This window comes from Ruegeria sp. AJ12, from assembly GCF_056536245.1.
Window position 1 is genome coordinate 1055375 of sequence record NZ_JBQFJJ010000001.1, and the last position, 12566, is coordinate 1067940.

The following is a 12566-nucleotide window of genomic DNA, read 5'->3' on the forward strand; positions in this document are numbered from 1 at the left end:
CATGGCGGCACCCAATTCCCTTACCCCTCCCTTGCACGAGATGATCGACTGGCTGGTCCAAAAAGGGTTGGACGGCGCCGCACAGGAGGAACTGCTGGAAGGGTTCTGCGCGCGGCTGGTCGATCTCGGCGTCCCATTGATGCGTTTTCACGCGGCACAATCTGCCCTGCACCCGGTATATGGCGGGACTGGTTACAGCTGGTACCACAACAAGGGCGGGGAATCGGAGACTTTCGAGAATACCGACGTGCCCAGCGACATGTGGCGCAGAAGCCCCCTGTACGCCTTGCTGCACGAGGATTTGGATGAGTTGCGTGTCCGGTTGGTCGATCAGAATGAACCCAGCCGCTTTCCCTTGCTGAATGAACTGCGAGAGGTTGGTGCGACGGATTATTACGCAACCGGTGTATCGTTCGAGCGAAATGGCGAGATGCGCCCGGATGGCGTCAAAGAAGTCAGCGACGGTGTTCTGATGTCCTGGACCAGCAATGCTCCCAAAGGGTTCGGGGATGGTGATTTGGCGTTGATCAACGAGGTATTGCCACATCTGGGCCTGGCTCTTAAATCGACCAAGAACCAGACAATGGCCCGCGACCTGATGCGGGTCTATCTGGGGCGGGACGCGGGACAACGCGTTTTGTCCGGAGAAATCAAACGGGGATCGTTGCAACAGATCGATGCGGTGATCTGGAATTTCGACCTCGAAGGTTTCACCAACATGTCCGAAGAACTGCCCGGACATGAGATCATCGAAATGCTGAACGACTATCTGGCTGTTGCCGTGGGAGTGGTTCACGACTGTGGCGGGAACATCCTGAAATTCATGGGCGACGGCCTGATGGCCATGTTTGACGTCGGTGAAATCGATGCCGATGCCCGGGCCGCGCTCAGCGCGGTTCCATTGTTGCAAAGCCGCATGCAGGATCTGAACGCTCAGCGTCGGCAGGCTGGACTGCCTGTCGCCCACTTCACCCTCGCATTGCACTCCGGTGAGATTCTGTACGGCAACATCGGATCCGAGACACGGCTGGATTTCACGGTCATTGGCCCGGCTGTCAATCAGGCGGCACGCATTGCCGGGATGCACCGGTCTTTGGGTCAGCGGATCCTGATTTCTGACGATGTTGCACGAGCTGCCCAGCCTTGTGCGCAGGAACTGGTTTCGGTTGGCCGCTACATGCTGCGGGGTGTGACCGAGCCCAAAGAGCTCTTCACCGTCTATACCCCGGAAGCTTAGAAATCGATCTCGACACCGGGCAGGTTCAGTTCGCGCATCATGTCGCGCAACTCTTGCCGAGCCGCGATGTTCGAGATGTTCAGTTGTTTGACGCCGATATCCTTGAGATCCAACAGAGTCAGGCCACGGGGAAACAGTTCGCGAAAAATCACGCGCTCGGAAAAGCCCGAGGCTACACGAAACCCGATCCGCTGTGACAGCATCTCGATGGCGCGCTGCATCTTTTCCTTGTTGACCATGCGCTGCGTACCGACGCGGTTTCGGACAACAACCCAATCGATCGGTTTCAGGCCGGCCTGCGCGCGCAGTTGCCGCGCGTTCCAAACCATCTCGGAATAGACCGATGGTCCGAGGATTTTTTCGCCCTTCGAGTCAATCCTCGCCAGCAGGTCGAAATCGATGAAACTGTCGTTCAGTGGTGTAATCAGCGTGTCGGCCAGCGAATGGGCCACCTGACTCAGCCTGGTGTGCGAGCCGGGGCAGTCGATCAGGATAAAGTCGCTGTCGCTTTCCAACTCGGAAACGGCAGCGGACAGGCGGTGGTCATAGATGTTCTCACCGGGCCTTAACGTGCTGGCATCGATCTCGGGCAAATCATGATGGCGGGGGCTGGGCAGCGTCACCTCTGCGCCATTCAGAAAGTTGCCGCGATTCTCGAAATAGCGACCAAGGCTGCGCTGCCGCAGGTCCAGATCCAGAGTGCTGACCTTGTGGCCCAGGCGCGCCAGCGCCGTAGCCACATGCATCGACACGGTCGATTTGCCTGCGCCACCCTTTTCGTTTCCGACCACTATGATATGTGCCATGCTTGTGTTCCCAAGTCTTGCCGTGTTTGTCCACACGTTGTTATGACCCACTATATGTTGTGTCAGCGGGGAAGGAAAGAACCTCACGCGGTGCTTTCGGCCAATATCAGGCTCTAATTTGGAAAACCGTGAGCAAAGCGCGGGTTACAGAGCGATGCTTGCTAAACCTGACGCCCTGATTCACTTTCAGATCAGGGTTTCGGCAAGGAGAACTTGGATTGGATCACCTGTTCCTGAACGTCTTCAACGTGGTTTTGCCCGTCCTCATCTGCGCCGGCATTGGGTATTGCCTGGCCCTGTTCAAGGCCCCGTTCGACAACAAGGTGATTGGCGGCATTGTATCAAATGTCGGATATCCAGCGCTGATCATTTCGCACCTGTCGGCAACCAAACTGGACCTCGGGACCTTTCTGGACATGATGACCGCGGCCGCCCTTGCGATAGCGGGTTTTGCCGCATTGGGGTTTGCGGCGCTCAGGATTCTGCGTCTGCCGGTGCGCGCCTTTCTGACCCCGATGATGCATGGTAATGTCGGAAATATCGGCCTGCCGATTACTCTGCTCGCGTTGGGCGATGCCGGCATGGCCTACACAATGGCGTTCGTGGTTGTTGTGCTGATCAGTATCTTTACGGTCGGCATGTGGATACCGGCCGGAGAATTCTCCCCCCGCAAGTTGGCAACGTCTCCGATTATCTATGCGGTGATCGTGTCTCTGGTACTGATGGCAACGGGGTACAGCCTGCCACAACCGCTTTCCAAGTCCTTTGATATTCTGGGTGGGCTGTCGATCCCCCTGATGCTGCTGACACTGGGGCACACGCTGGAAACCCTGAAAATAAACAAGCTGGGCCGCGCGATATTGCTGACCGGGTTGCATTTGGCGATGGCGGTTGTCATTGCCAGCACTTTGATCTGGCTGTTCGGTTTTACGGGAACCGAACGCGGGGCATTGATCCTGTGCTGCCTGATGCCGTCGTCCGTGGCGACCTATTTGTTCATCGACCGGCATGTCCCGGAATACGGGTCAGATGTTGCCGGTTTCATCCTGGTCTCGACCCTGACCACAATTGTCGTGCTGCCTGTCGCTTTGTCCTATTGGATTTAAGGATCAGCTCATTGATCTGTGATCTCTAGAGTGCCTACGCGGTTTTCATCTATTTGCTTTTTGTGCAAAACTTGACCGATTTTCCCGCATTTCATGAAAACCCGGGATCGGGTCCGAAATCTGTGGTGCCGCGTATCACGGGTTCTGAACGCGAGGTTTACTTTGCGCCGCGCCAGTTTGCACATTTAGGTCACCACCGGGCATGGCTGGAGTTTGTAGCGACCTCTACGCTCTATTTCGGCGCACCGGTAACCAGTCTTTGACTGTCGGAAACTGGTGGCTGACCGTTCCGTACGGTACCGCGGCAGCAGCCATGGTTTTGTAGGTCTATAGGCTTATGCACGACTTCATTCACGGTCCACATCACACCTATTTTGGCGATCTGGAACGCTGGGATATGTTCGAAATCTACGCGATATCACTGGCAGAGTGGCATGCAGCACAAAGATGGAAACGTCTCTAATGTCGGGTGTTGTTTTGCAGTCCTGATGGGACAGAGAACTTGCGGCTCGTCATAAGACCCACAGGCCCAGCACTATGCGGCGGGCTAAAATTTTGATTTAGTGCTGATATGTTATCTTTGCGAACCGACGGGTTCCGGCGGTATCAAGTCTTTGTTTTTCGGAGTCCCGAGCCGGTGCGATTTTGAGGTGTATTGATGTCGACGACCGAACAAGCTGAGTCATCAGATAAGGGCGGTGCACGGGTGGTTCTGGCCATGACCGCGATCTGCATGATGGTTGTGGGGTTCAACACAACGGCCGTCGCAACCATTCTGCCGAACCTCAAATCCGAGTTTGATCTGACGCCCTCGGGCCTGCAATGGGTGATGGCGATCTATACGGTCGCCAGCGCCACGCTGGTCACGATCGTCAGCCGTCTGGGCGACATCACCGGCAAAATGGGTGTGTTCTTTTTTGGAATGATCGTCTTTGCCTGTGGCTCAGCGTCTGTCCTGTTTTCGCAGGATGCGGCCATGTTGCTGATCGGGCGCGGCGCACAGGGCGCGGGGGCCGCCGCCCTTTTCGGAACGTCCCTCTCGTTGCTGACCGCCGCTACGCCGGAAGAGCAGCGGGCAAGCGTCACCGGGGCCTGGGGCGCCATCGTCGGTCTGGCTATCGGCGTCGGGCCGATCGTGGGTGGGGCGTTTGCACACTATCTGAGTTGGCGGGGAGTTTTCGCAACGGATCTTGTGCTTCTGGCGCTAGCCTTTGCCATCGGCTTGCGCGTGGCCAAACGCAACTATGTGCCTGAAACACGGCTGGAGGGCGCCAAGTTCGACTATCCCGGAGCACTGGCGATCATCTTGCTGCTGGGCCCGCTGTCCTTCGCGCTGAGCAATGGCGAAAGCAACGGCTGGGACAGCGCGTTTACGTTGGTTCCGCTGGGCGTATCCGCCCTGGCCGTTCTGGCCTTGGTGGCGACGTCACGGCGCAGCAAAGATCCCCTGATTGAGCTGCGGTATTTCCGCCATCCGCGCTACCTGATGGCGGCTGCGGGTATGTTCATTGCGGGCTTCACGCTCTTTTGCTTTTTTGTCTACTTCAACGTGTTCGTGCAATCCCCGGACGCGTTCGGATATTCCGCCATCGGCGCCGGTTTGGCTATTTTGCCGCTGAGTCTGAGTATGTTCGTCCTGTCGGTTACGGCGCCACGGTTCCTCGCGCCCTACAGCTTTCAATGGCCGGTGGTATTGGGAATGGGGGCCATGGCCATCGGATTCTGTTTGCTGGCCACGACGCAGAATTCCACGAATTATGCCGAAATCTGGTGGAAGCTGCTGATCGTGGGGATCGGAATTGGCCTGTGTTTTTCCCTTCTGCCGCGATTAGGCCTGCGATTGCTGCCCGAAGAACATGTTGGGCAGGGATCCGGTGTCATCAATGCGTTCCTTTATTTCGGCGCGACCATGGGGTCCGTTGTGGGCGGTCTGGCCGAAGCGATCACAATCCGGTTCGGCCTGTCCGAAGTGATTTCTGCGCTGCCAGCCGGATCGGCGCGGCGGGAGGACCTGGCCCATGCATTGGCCCACGGCACACCGAGCCAGATTCAGCAAACGATTGCTGGACTGGATCCGCAGACCAGCACCGCACTCGCCAGCGCATTGCGTGAGCTGCAAGACGATGCGTTCGACAGTACCATGCTGGTTACCGCCGTGGTTGCCTTGGCGGGAGTGATACTTGCGCTTTTGCTCCTGCGCGGACCGGTGCCGCCGGTACACAGCGCAGTCGATTTGACGAAAGAGTTGCGATAACGGGCAATGTAGCACGGGTGCCTTTGTCGGCGGCGTGTCCGAAACTAGTTGCTCCGCACAAACCCGGAAGATGCCGGAATTTTCGAACTCATGTGGTCACCTCGGATGACAACATGGGCCATACTTCGCTGCCATTATCCTCGTAACAAAGACTACGTTGCGGAGGATCTCAAATGGACGTTTTGCACGCGAAAGCTTGGGCAGACTTGCATTTCCAGACAGAGTTAATGGATGATGATTTCTACAATCAACACAGCTGCGACTGGCTTTGTTTTGTCAGGTCTGTGGTGAAAAGATCGCGACTACTGAAAGCTCGAAAATACAGTCGAGCACAAGGAAAACCCGAAACACTTGAGCAATAGGTCAATGACCCAGCCATCAAACACTCTTGCCGAAAATGCCGCTGTGATGGACGTGATTGCACGCGAAACAGAGATGTTTGTGCAGCAGGATTTCGACGGCTGGGCCGCGTGCTGGGTTCAGGATGATCGTACGCGCGAAGTCTGCATTTCGTCATCCTTCGGATCGACGGTTCTTGAGGGTTGGGAAAAGCTCAGCGGCTACATGCGTAACGTCATTGAAAGCGGCGCTGTCTGCAGACTCTCAGACGTAGAGCGTTACAACGTGAGTGTTACCGTAAGCGGAGACATCGCTCATGTTGTGTTTGATGAACGTTCCTTTCATGCCAATGGCCGGGTTGAACAGACTTTCGAAACCAGGGTGCTGGAACGTTCGGATGGAGTGTGGCGCATTCTCTACGCCTCTTTCATTCTGCGCGGACATCAACAAATCGATTCAAACAGGCTGGCCATAAACACAAACGGGGAAATTCAATGTGCTCCGGAAAAAGCGCGTGCACACCTAAAGCGGCACCCAGGTCTTCAAATCTCGAACAATCGGCTGCGGGCCGCTAAACCTGCCTGGGACAAAATTCTCCAAGCCGGTCTGGACTGTGCTGCCGAACAGCACGGGTACTTTCAGCACTACAGATACATGTCTGAAAGCGGAAAGAACTTTCGACTTCCGATAGTATTGGGAGAAACGGACGAAGGCGGTGTTGCTGTCTGTGTGCTTTTTGTCCGAGATGGGCTGACCTTTGTTGAAACGCAAATCGATGGGGATATTGAGGCGCGTTTGAACGTTGCCAAGATCGTCTTTGGCTTGTCTGACGGGCAGATGTCGCTCGCGCATCGAATTGTGTGTGGTGACAATCTAACAACTGCCTCAGAGGCCCTCGGCATCAGCATCAATACTGCCAGGACGCACCTGTCTCGTATATACGCCAAAACCGGTATCAATTCTCAAACCGCATTGGTGCGGACCTTGCTCAGCGTCGGATAGGATCAGTCAGGCCGTCACGACCCAGCAAGTATCTTGGCCCTAGCGCAGTTTAGGCAAACACGCCGCTGATTTAGATTAATCGTCACCAGTCGAACCAAAAAAGGCCGCCCAGTTGGACGGCCTTTTGAAATCGAAACGGATCAGGTTTAGAAACCCAGACCTTCGTATTTCTTCTTGAACTTCGACACGCGGCCGCCAGCGTCCATCAGACGGGTACCGCCACCGGTCCATGCGGGGTGCACGGAGGGGTCGATTTCCAGAGCCAGCTGATCGCCTTCGCTGCCCCAGGTGGATTTCATCTGAACCACGGTGCCATCGGTCATTTTGACGTCGATGACGTGATAATCGGGATGGATGTCTTTTTTCATCTTTCCGTTCCTTACGCTTCGGCGCCAGCCTTGGGCTTGTAGTTGGTGACCTCTGCGATACGCGCGGACTTACCACGGCGCGAGCGCAGGTAGTACAGTTTGGCGCGACGAACGCGGCCACGGCGGACAACGGTGATGCTGTCGATGTTGGTCGAATACAGTGGGAACACACGCTCCACGCCTTCGCCAAACGAGATTTTGCGAACGGTGAACGAACCGGCAATGCCATTGCCGTTGTTGCGCGCGATGCAGACGCCTTCGTAGTTCTGCACACGGGTGCGCGACCCTTCGGTCACCTTATAGCCGACACGAATGGTGTCACCGGCTTTGAAGTCGGGGATGTCTTTCCCCAGGGCGGCAATCTGTTCCGCCTCAAGCTGTGCGATCAGGTCCATCGCAGGTACTCCTATCTGCTCGTGGTTGGTCCACGAAGTTTGGGCACGGCCTGAGAGCTCTTGGTCTTCACCGGGTCCTGCTAGACAGCCCGCCAGAGGTCAGATCGAATGTTCCTTTGGTCTGGTTTGGTCTGCGGCGCCCTTGCCGAAGAAGGCGGGACGTATCCCCGAGACTCAACCCAAAACACCGGAGTCGCCAATGGCGGCACCGGATTGCGGTCGTGTAAAGGGTTTGCGGGCAGGGATCAAGCCCATTCTGCCAAAAAACAAGGCGTGAAACGGTGGCTTTTCGCCACCCACGAAATGGGTCGTTGCCTTGTTGCCGGGATCAGGCATTCTGAATGCAATTACAAGAGCAGATGTTTCACAGGATCCAAAATGCGATTTGCCCTCTCAATGGCCATTATCGGGGCCGTGCTGGTTGCTTGTGGACGCGGCGGACCGCAGCCCCAGGTGATCGAGGTTTCTCCGGGTGTGGACAGAACAGCGCCTGCGGTGATTTACCCGGATTTTGGCGATGCGGACCCCCATGACTGGGACGGGCGGCATCCCGGCCTTTATCCGGTTCATGGTCTCGATGTATCCCGCTGGCAGGGACCGATTGACTGGCGCACGGCCAAGGCGTCCGGCGTCAGCTTTGCCTTTCTGAAAGCGACCGAGGGCGGCGACATCGCCGACCCCTTGTTTGACGACCACCGGAGCGGTGCCCAGGCCGCGGGCGTGCCTTGGGGCGCATATCACTACTACTACTTTTGTCGACCTGCGCGGGAACAGGCGCGCTGGTTCATCCAAAACGTGCCCAAGGGTGCCGACCTGCCGCACGTTCTGGACATGGAGTGGACGCCGCATTCAAAGACCTGCACGCTGCGGCCTGATGGCGCAACCGTTCGGGCCGAGGCGCAACGGTTTCTCGATATACTCGAGCGTCACTATGGGCGCAGGCCGATTGTCTACACCACCGTGGATTTCTATGCCGACACTAATATTGGCCGCCTGCCAAAGACCGAGTTCTGGTTGAGGTCGGTCGCAGGACATCCCAGCAAGGTCTATCCACGCTCCGTCTGGCGGTTCTGGCAATACACCGGAACCGGGTTGGTTCCGGGCGTTCAGGGACAGGTCGACATCAACGTTTTCCACAGCTCTCCCGACGTTTGGGCACGGTGGAAAGCTGCGGGGCCTTAGGCCTGGGGTGTGCCGTAGGTTTCAATTGTGCCACCCCCAACCAGGTGGTCTAACCGGCGCACCCGCTCTTCGCCAAAGGCATCGTTTATCCAGAAGCGTTCGCCGTCTGTGAGGTCCCGGCGCTCAAAACCACGCTCGGTCATGCAGCGGTCAACCTGATCAATCTCGCCCTGCGCGCGGAGCCGGTCATCAAACGGGGCCGTGACGGCCGGGCCTATGATAGCACCCCAAATCAGGATGTTGGTGGCGTAACCGCCTATCACTGCAGCGTTGCCGCCGATGTCAGCCTCGGTCGCACAGGATTCCACGGCTACGCGCGCAGAATGCAGATTGTGACCCGCTTGTGTCGGCACTGACATCTCGAGAGGTTTGGTTGTGCAGGCCGACACGGCAAGCACACCTAAGCAAATGACTTTTTTCATCTATTCGTCCGCAACACATTGACAGGGAATTGCACAATGCAACATCTGGCGGATGAATAGCTTCGCCCGCACTCAGCTTCAAGCAGCAACCAATGAATGCGTAAATCTGCGGCATGCATGCCACATTCAGCGGGTCAATCTGACCGGCCGTCCCGCGCTTTCACATAGTCTTCCCAAAGATCAGGGCGGCGCTCGCGGGTAAGCCTTTCGGACATCTCGTGGCGCCACTCCGCAACGCGCCCGTGGTGCCCTGACATCAGAACCTCAGGGATCGGACGCCCTTTCCATTCGGCTGGCCGGGTATATTGCGGATGTTCCAACAGGCCCGAAGTAAAGCTCTCCTCCTCGGCTGATGCCTGATTGCCAAGCACGCCGGGGATCAGCCGCACCGTGGCATCGATCAGCGCCTGAGCGGCAATTTCGCCGCCGGTCATGACAAAATCTCCCAGCGATACCTCTTGGATGCCATATTGCTCGAGCACCCGTTCATCGACACCCTCGAACCGTCCGCACAAAAGGGTCATACCGTCGCATCGGGTCAGGTTCCGCATCATGCGCTGGTCCATCCGGCGCCCGCGCGGGCTGAGATAGATCAACGGCCAGCTTCCTTTTACACCCGCCATTGTATGTTCGATTGCATCGCCCAGAACGTCAGCGCGCAGCACCATACCGGCACCACCCCCCGCAGGGGTGTCATCCACGTTTTTGTGCTTGCCGATCCCGAACTGACGCAGATCGACGGTTTCCAATTGCCAAAGCCCCTCTTGCAGGGCCTTGCCGGTCAGGCTTTCGCCCAGAACACCGGGAAAGGCCGACGGAAACAACGTGATGACCTTGGCTTTCCAGACCCCATGCAGATCAGGCGTGGAAGACAGCAACTCGCGCGGCTTCAGCGTCGGGCGAATGGCCTTTCGGCCATGTGATTTGCCGGGTGTGTCAGTCATGTCGTGCCGATCAGATCGTTCTGCGCGCGTTCGATGAGCGCCTTTTTTTGCGCGATCAGCGCTATGTCGTCCAATGCTGACCGGTTCAATGCCAACATTTCGGCCAATACGCTTTCGGGCAGTGCGCGATTGGAATGTCGTGGCGGAACCAGCCGCGCGGCCTTGTCGCGTGACAGCTTCATGAAGTCCGCAAAGGGCGTTCCGGGGCCAAACCGACGTTCTTGCAGGTCTTCCAGCCATTCTTCCTGAACCGTCACTGACGGCAGCCGTTCCCGAATGCTGTTTGCCGTATCCTGCAACGACGGCAGATGATCCAGGGTTGCGCGGAAATCGTCAAAATCCCGAACCAGCCTGGAATGGTGCAGGTCATGCGCCCACAGGCTGCGCAGCCAGGCCCCGCGCTGCCGCAGGGACAGGTAAATCGTGACATCCACCTCATCATCCGGCAGGCGGCGGCGCACCAGGCTGACAAGCGTCGCTGCAAGTTCCGGTGCCGCGGCATAGCCCTCGGCGCTGTTCCTGCTGGGCCGCAGACCCGAGAAGTTTTCCTCGCTCAGGATCATCCCGCGCCGGGTGCCGAAATCCAGCGATTGCAGCAACTCGTTCACCTGCGTACCGAACGCGCTCAGCGTCGTGTCCAAACGGTAGATCGAGTGTCGCGTGGCGGCTTCGGACAATCCGGATTTGCGCGTTTTGTAGGGCAGGATCAGCGAGAAATGCGGCCAGATCAGCTCGCGGTTCTCGTAGAGAAATGACTGGGCTGCCGTTGTACCGGTCTTGTGCAAACCCAAATGCAGCAAAACGCGCCGCATCAGATCAGACCTTCTGGTGGATCTGCGATGATGCGACCTTTTTCCAGATCGACCGTCGGTACAGCGTCTCGCGTAAAGGGCAGCAGAACGGTCGATTTCAACCCCGGCCCGTGCAGTTCCAGCAGGTCCGCCGCGCCATGGTTCTGCACGGATTTCACCTGGCCCAGCAGGGTTCCTCCCGTATCATAGACCTCAAGCCCGATCAGGTCGGTGTGATAGAATTCGTCATCCGGCAGCGAAGGCAACTGATCGCGCCGGGCATAGAGGCGCAGGCCGTTGAGGCCGTCGGCTTGTTCTTTTGTCTCGACACCGCCCAGCCGGGCGGCAAAACCGTTCTTGATCGGGCGGGTCAGAACCACCGGGTAGCGTTCTTTGCCGTCTTCATCTGTCAGGGGGGAATAGGATTCAATGTCTTCCGGCACGGCGCAGAAGCTCTTGAGACGCACTTCGCCGCGCACACCATATGATCCCGATATGCTGCCTACGCAGATCAGATCAGTCATTGGACCCTTCCGTTGTCACACACAGCCCACCTTGCCATTGCCCGCGCGCCTCGCAAGCCTCGCGCTGGTTGCTGCGTTCAAAGAACACGCCCACAATAAATGCGATCAGCAACAGGATGGGAAGCCGTAACAATCCGAACATCGGCCTACCGAACCTCCACGGGCAGCGTGTCGCCCCGGGTTTCCCAGCCGACCTGCTCAAGTTCGGGTGTATCCGATAGGTCTTTGGGCCACCCGATGCAGAAATAGCCGATCAGCCGCCAAGTGTCCGGGACATTCAGATCGCGCGCCATCCGGTCTGGATCGAGGATGGACACCCAGCCCAGCCCCATCCCTTCTGCTCGAAGGGCCAGCCAGAACAGGGTAATTGCCGAAACAACGGAATAGCGGCGCATCTCCGGCATCGTGCCTGCGCCCAGCCCCATCCCCTTGTCGGTGGCATCGTCGCAGAAGACCGCCATCTGTACCGGAGCTTCCTGCATCCCGGATAGTTTCAGGCGGCTGTAAAGCTCCGCCTTTTTACCGGTGTAGCCCGACAAGGCGCCCTTGTTAGCAGATTGGAAATTCTCAAGTGCGGCTGCACGCGCTGCCGCGCTTTTGATGCGGATCACGCGCGAGGGTTCGCTCAGCCCCACCGAAGGGGCCAATCGAAACGCGTCGAGGCAGCGCGTCAGCACTGCCTCGTCAATTGCGTCAGAGCGGAACCGGCGCACATCGCGCCGGAGCCGCATCAACAGATCGAACTGCGTGCGAAAATCGTCAGTGAAAGCCTGTTCCCGCACGCGCCCGACTGCTTATTCTTCTGCCGCTGCGACTTCTTCTTCAGCGGGTGCCTCAGCGGCTTCGGTTGCTTCAGAAGCTTTGGCCGCTTTCTCTTCGGCGCGCTCCTGCGCTTTCTTGCCCGGCGTACCCTTCTGCGGGTTGTTGCGCTCGGCCTTGTCACGAGTGCCGGCAGCTTCCAGCATGCGTGCGATCCGGTCGGTGGGCTGGGCGCCCTGATCCAGCCAATACTGGATGCGCTCCATGTTCATTTTCACGCGCTCTTCGCTGTCTTTCGGAAGCAGCGGGTTGTAGGTGCCCAGCTTTTCGATGAAACGGCCATCGCGGGGCATGCGGCTGTCAGCAGCCACGATGCGGTAGAAGGGACGTTTTTTCGAGCCGCCGCGGGCGAGACGAATTTTCATTGCCATGGTGGT

Annotated in this window: 17 protein-coding genes; 6 read left to right on the forward strand and 11 right to left on the reverse strand. The window is 57.7% G+C overall.

The window, feature by feature from the left end; all coding sequences use genetic code 11:
* The first annotated feature begins 1 nt into the window (after position 1).
* A complete protein-coding gene (locus tag ACR3E0_RS05290; RefSeq protein ID WP_480476867.1) occupies positions 2–1237 on the forward strand; it encodes an adenylate/guanylate cyclase domain-containing protein in 1236 nt (411 codons plus the stop codon).
* Here the strand turns inward: ACR3E0_RS05290 and ACR3E0_RS05295 are convergent.
* Positions 1234–2043 carry a division plane positioning ATPase MipZ gene (locus ACR3E0_RS05295; RefSeq protein WP_480476869.1) on the reverse strand — a complete coding sequence of 270 codons (810 nt, stop codon included), beginning with the start codon at positions 2041–2043 and terminating at the stop codon, positions 1234–1236. The two genes, ACR3E0_RS05290 and ACR3E0_RS05295, sit on opposite strands and share 4 nt — an antisense overlap.
* Positions 2044–2261: 218 nt before the next feature.
* Between ACR3E0_RS05295 and ACR3E0_RS05300 the strand changes: the two genes are divergently transcribed.
* The 4 genes from ACR3E0_RS05300 (at position 2262) to ACR3E0_RS05315 (ending at position 6744) form a co-directional block, all read left to right on the forward strand.
* Entirely contained in the window at positions 2262–3149 is an 888-nt protein-coding gene (locus ACR3E0_RS05300) for an AEC family transporter (RefSeq protein ID WP_480476871.1), read from the forward strand.
* A gap of 337 nt (positions 3150–3486) precedes the next feature.
* On the forward strand, positions 3487–3612 hold the full coding sequence (locus tag ACR3E0_RS05305; protein ID WP_480476873.1) for a hypothetical protein: 126 nt from the start codon (positions 3487–3489) through the stop codon (positions 3610–3612).
* A gap of 195 nt (positions 3613–3807) precedes the next feature.
* Positions 3808–5403, forward strand: coding sequence for an MFS transporter (locus ACR3E0_RS05310; protein WP_480476875.1), 1596 nt, complete (start codon positions 3808–3810; stop codon positions 5401–5403).
* Positions 5404–5769: 366 nt separating this feature from the next.
* Positions 5770–6744, forward strand: coding sequence for a nuclear transport factor 2 family protein (locus tag ACR3E0_RS05315; protein WP_480476877.1), 975 nt, complete (start codon positions 5770–5772; stop codon positions 6742–6744).
* A 146-nt stretch (positions 6745–6890) separates the two neighbouring features.
* On the opposite strand, the gene rpmE is transcribed toward ACR3E0_RS05315, so the two are convergent.
* The 3 genes from rpmE to ACR3E0_RS05330 form a co-directional block, all read right to left on the reverse strand.
* Positions 6891–7112, reverse strand: a complete 222-nt coding sequence (rpmE, locus tag ACR3E0_RS05320) for a 50S ribosomal protein L31 (RefSeq protein WP_480476879.1) — start codon at positions 7110–7112, stop codon at positions 6891–6893.
* An 11-nt stretch (positions 7113–7123) separates the two neighbouring features.
* On the reverse strand, positions 7124–7507 hold the full coding sequence (gene rplS, locus ACR3E0_RS05325) for a 50S ribosomal protein L19 (protein ID WP_117869922.1): 384 nt from the start codon (positions 7505–7507) through the stop codon (positions 7124–7126).
* 174 nt (positions 7508–7681) lie between these two features.
* Entirely contained in the window at positions 7682–7843 is a 162-nt protein-coding gene (locus ACR3E0_RS05330) for a hypothetical protein (RefSeq protein WP_480476881.1), read from the reverse strand.
* Positions 7844–7885: 42 nt separating this feature from the next.
* Between ACR3E0_RS05330 and ACR3E0_RS05335 the strand changes: the two genes are divergently transcribed.
* Positions 7886–8689: a glycoside hydrolase family 25 protein gene (locus ACR3E0_RS05335; protein ID WP_480476883.1), complete on the forward strand. Its 804-nt coding sequence runs from the start codon at positions 7886–7888 to the stop codon at positions 8687–8689.
* Here the strand turns inward: ACR3E0_RS05335 and ACR3E0_RS05340 are convergent.
* From ACR3E0_RS05340 to rpsP, 7 genes are all read right to left on the reverse strand, one after another.
* A complete protein-coding gene (locus tag ACR3E0_RS05340) occupies positions 8686–9111 on the reverse strand; it encodes a hypothetical protein (RefSeq protein WP_480476885.1) in 426 nt (141 codons plus the stop codon). The two genes, ACR3E0_RS05335 and ACR3E0_RS05340, sit on opposite strands and share 4 nt — an antisense overlap.
* Positions 9112–9245: 134 nt before the next feature.
* The gene (gene trmD, locus ACR3E0_RS05345) at positions 9246–10055 is read right to left on the reverse strand and encodes a tRNA (guanosine(37)-N1)-methyltransferase TrmD (RefSeq protein ID WP_480476887.1); all 810 of its coding nucleotides are present in this window, start codon (positions 10053–10055) and stop codon (positions 9246–9248) included.
* On the reverse strand, positions 10052–10867 hold the full coding sequence (locus tag ACR3E0_RS05350; protein ID WP_480476889.1) for a hypothetical protein: 816 nt from the start codon (positions 10865–10867) through the stop codon (positions 10052–10054). Before ACR3E0_RS05350 ends, trmD begins: the two co-directional genes overlap by 4 nt.
* Positions 10867–11370 carry a ribosome maturation factor RimM gene (gene rimM, locus ACR3E0_RS05355; protein WP_480476891.1) on the reverse strand — a complete coding sequence of 168 codons (504 nt, stop codon included), beginning with the start codon at positions 11368–11370 and terminating at the stop codon, positions 10867–10869. Before rimM ends, ACR3E0_RS05350 begins: the two co-directional genes overlap by 1 nt.
* A complete protein-coding gene (locus tag ACR3E0_RS05360) occupies positions 11363–11512 on the reverse strand; it encodes a hypothetical protein (RefSeq protein ID WP_480476893.1) in 150 nt (49 codons plus the stop codon). The genes rimM and ACR3E0_RS05360 overlap by 8 nt, the downstream gene beginning before the upstream one ends.
* A 4-nt stretch (positions 11513–11516) precedes the next feature.
* Positions 11517–12152 (reverse strand): 5,6-dimethylbenzimidazole synthase, encoded by a 636-nt coding sequence (bluB, locus tag ACR3E0_RS05365; RefSeq protein ID WP_480476895.1) that lies wholly within the window; start codon positions 12150–12152, stop codon positions 11517–11519.
* 12 nt (positions 12153–12164) lie between these two features.
* The gene (gene rpsP, locus ACR3E0_RS05370) at positions 12165–12560 is read right to left on the reverse strand and encodes a 30S ribosomal protein S16 (protein ID WP_480476897.1); all 396 of its coding nucleotides are present in this window, start codon (positions 12558–12560) and stop codon (positions 12165–12167) included.
* Positions 12561–12566: the final 6 nt, after the last annotated feature.

Bases quoted from the DNA above. Each gene is read 5' to 3' on its own strand.
- ACR3E0_RS05340 (WP_480476885.1), bottom strand. From the start codon at position 9,111: ATGAAAAAAGTCATTTGCTTAGGTGTGCTTGCCGTGTCGGCCTGCACA.
- ACR3E0_RS05310 (WP_480476875.1), top strand. From the start codon at position 3,808: ATGTCGACGACCGAACAAGCTGAGTCATCAGATAAGGGCGGTGCACGG.
- rpmE (WP_480476879.1), bottom strand. From the start codon at position 7,112: ATGAAAAAAGACATCCATCCCGATTATCACGTCATCGACGTCAAAATG.
- trmD (WP_480476887.1), bottom strand. From the start codon at position 10,055: ATGACTGACACACCCGGCAAATCACATGGCCGAAAGGCCATTCGCCCG.
- rpsP (WP_480476897.1), bottom strand. From the start codon at position 12,560: ATGGCAATGAAAATTCGTCTCGCCCGCGGCGGCTCGAAAAAACGTCCC.
- ACR3E0_RS05295 (WP_480476869.1), bottom strand. From the start codon at position 2,043: ATGGCACATATCATAGTGGTCGGAAACGAAAAGGGTGGCGCAGGCAAA.
- rimM (WP_480476891.1), bottom strand. From the start codon at position 11,370: ATGACTGATCTGATCTGCGTAGGCAGCATATCGGGATCATATGGTGTG.
- rplS (WP_117869922.1), bottom strand. From the start codon at position 7,507: ATGGACCTGATCGCACAGCTTGAGGCGGAACAGATTGCCGCCCTGGGG.
- ACR3E0_RS05350 (WP_480476889.1), bottom strand. From the start codon at position 10,867: ATGCGGCGCGTTTTGCTGCATTTGGGTTTGCACAAGACCGGTACAACG.
- ACR3E0_RS05335 (WP_480476883.1), top strand. From the start codon at position 7,886: ATGCGATTTGCCCTCTCAATGGCCATTATCGGGGCCGTGCTGGTTGCT.
- ACR3E0_RS05305 (WP_480476873.1), top strand. From the start codon at position 3,487: ATGCACGACTTCATTCACGGTCCACATCACACCTATTTTGGCGATCTG.
- ACR3E0_RS05330 (WP_480476881.1), bottom strand. From the start codon at position 7,843: ATGCCTGATCCCGGCAACAAGGCAACGACCCATTTCGTGGGTGGCGAA.
- ACR3E0_RS05360 (WP_480476893.1), bottom strand. From the start codon at position 11,512: ATGTTCGGATTGTTACGGCTTCCCATCCTGTTGCTGATCGCATTTATT.
- ACR3E0_RS05315 (WP_480476877.1), top strand. From the start codon at position 5,770: ATGACCCAGCCATCAAACACTCTTGCCGAAAATGCCGCTGTGATGGAC.
- ACR3E0_RS05290 (WP_480476867.1), top strand. From the start codon at position 2: ATGGCGGCACCCAATTCCCTTACCCCTCCCTTGCACGAGATGATCGAC.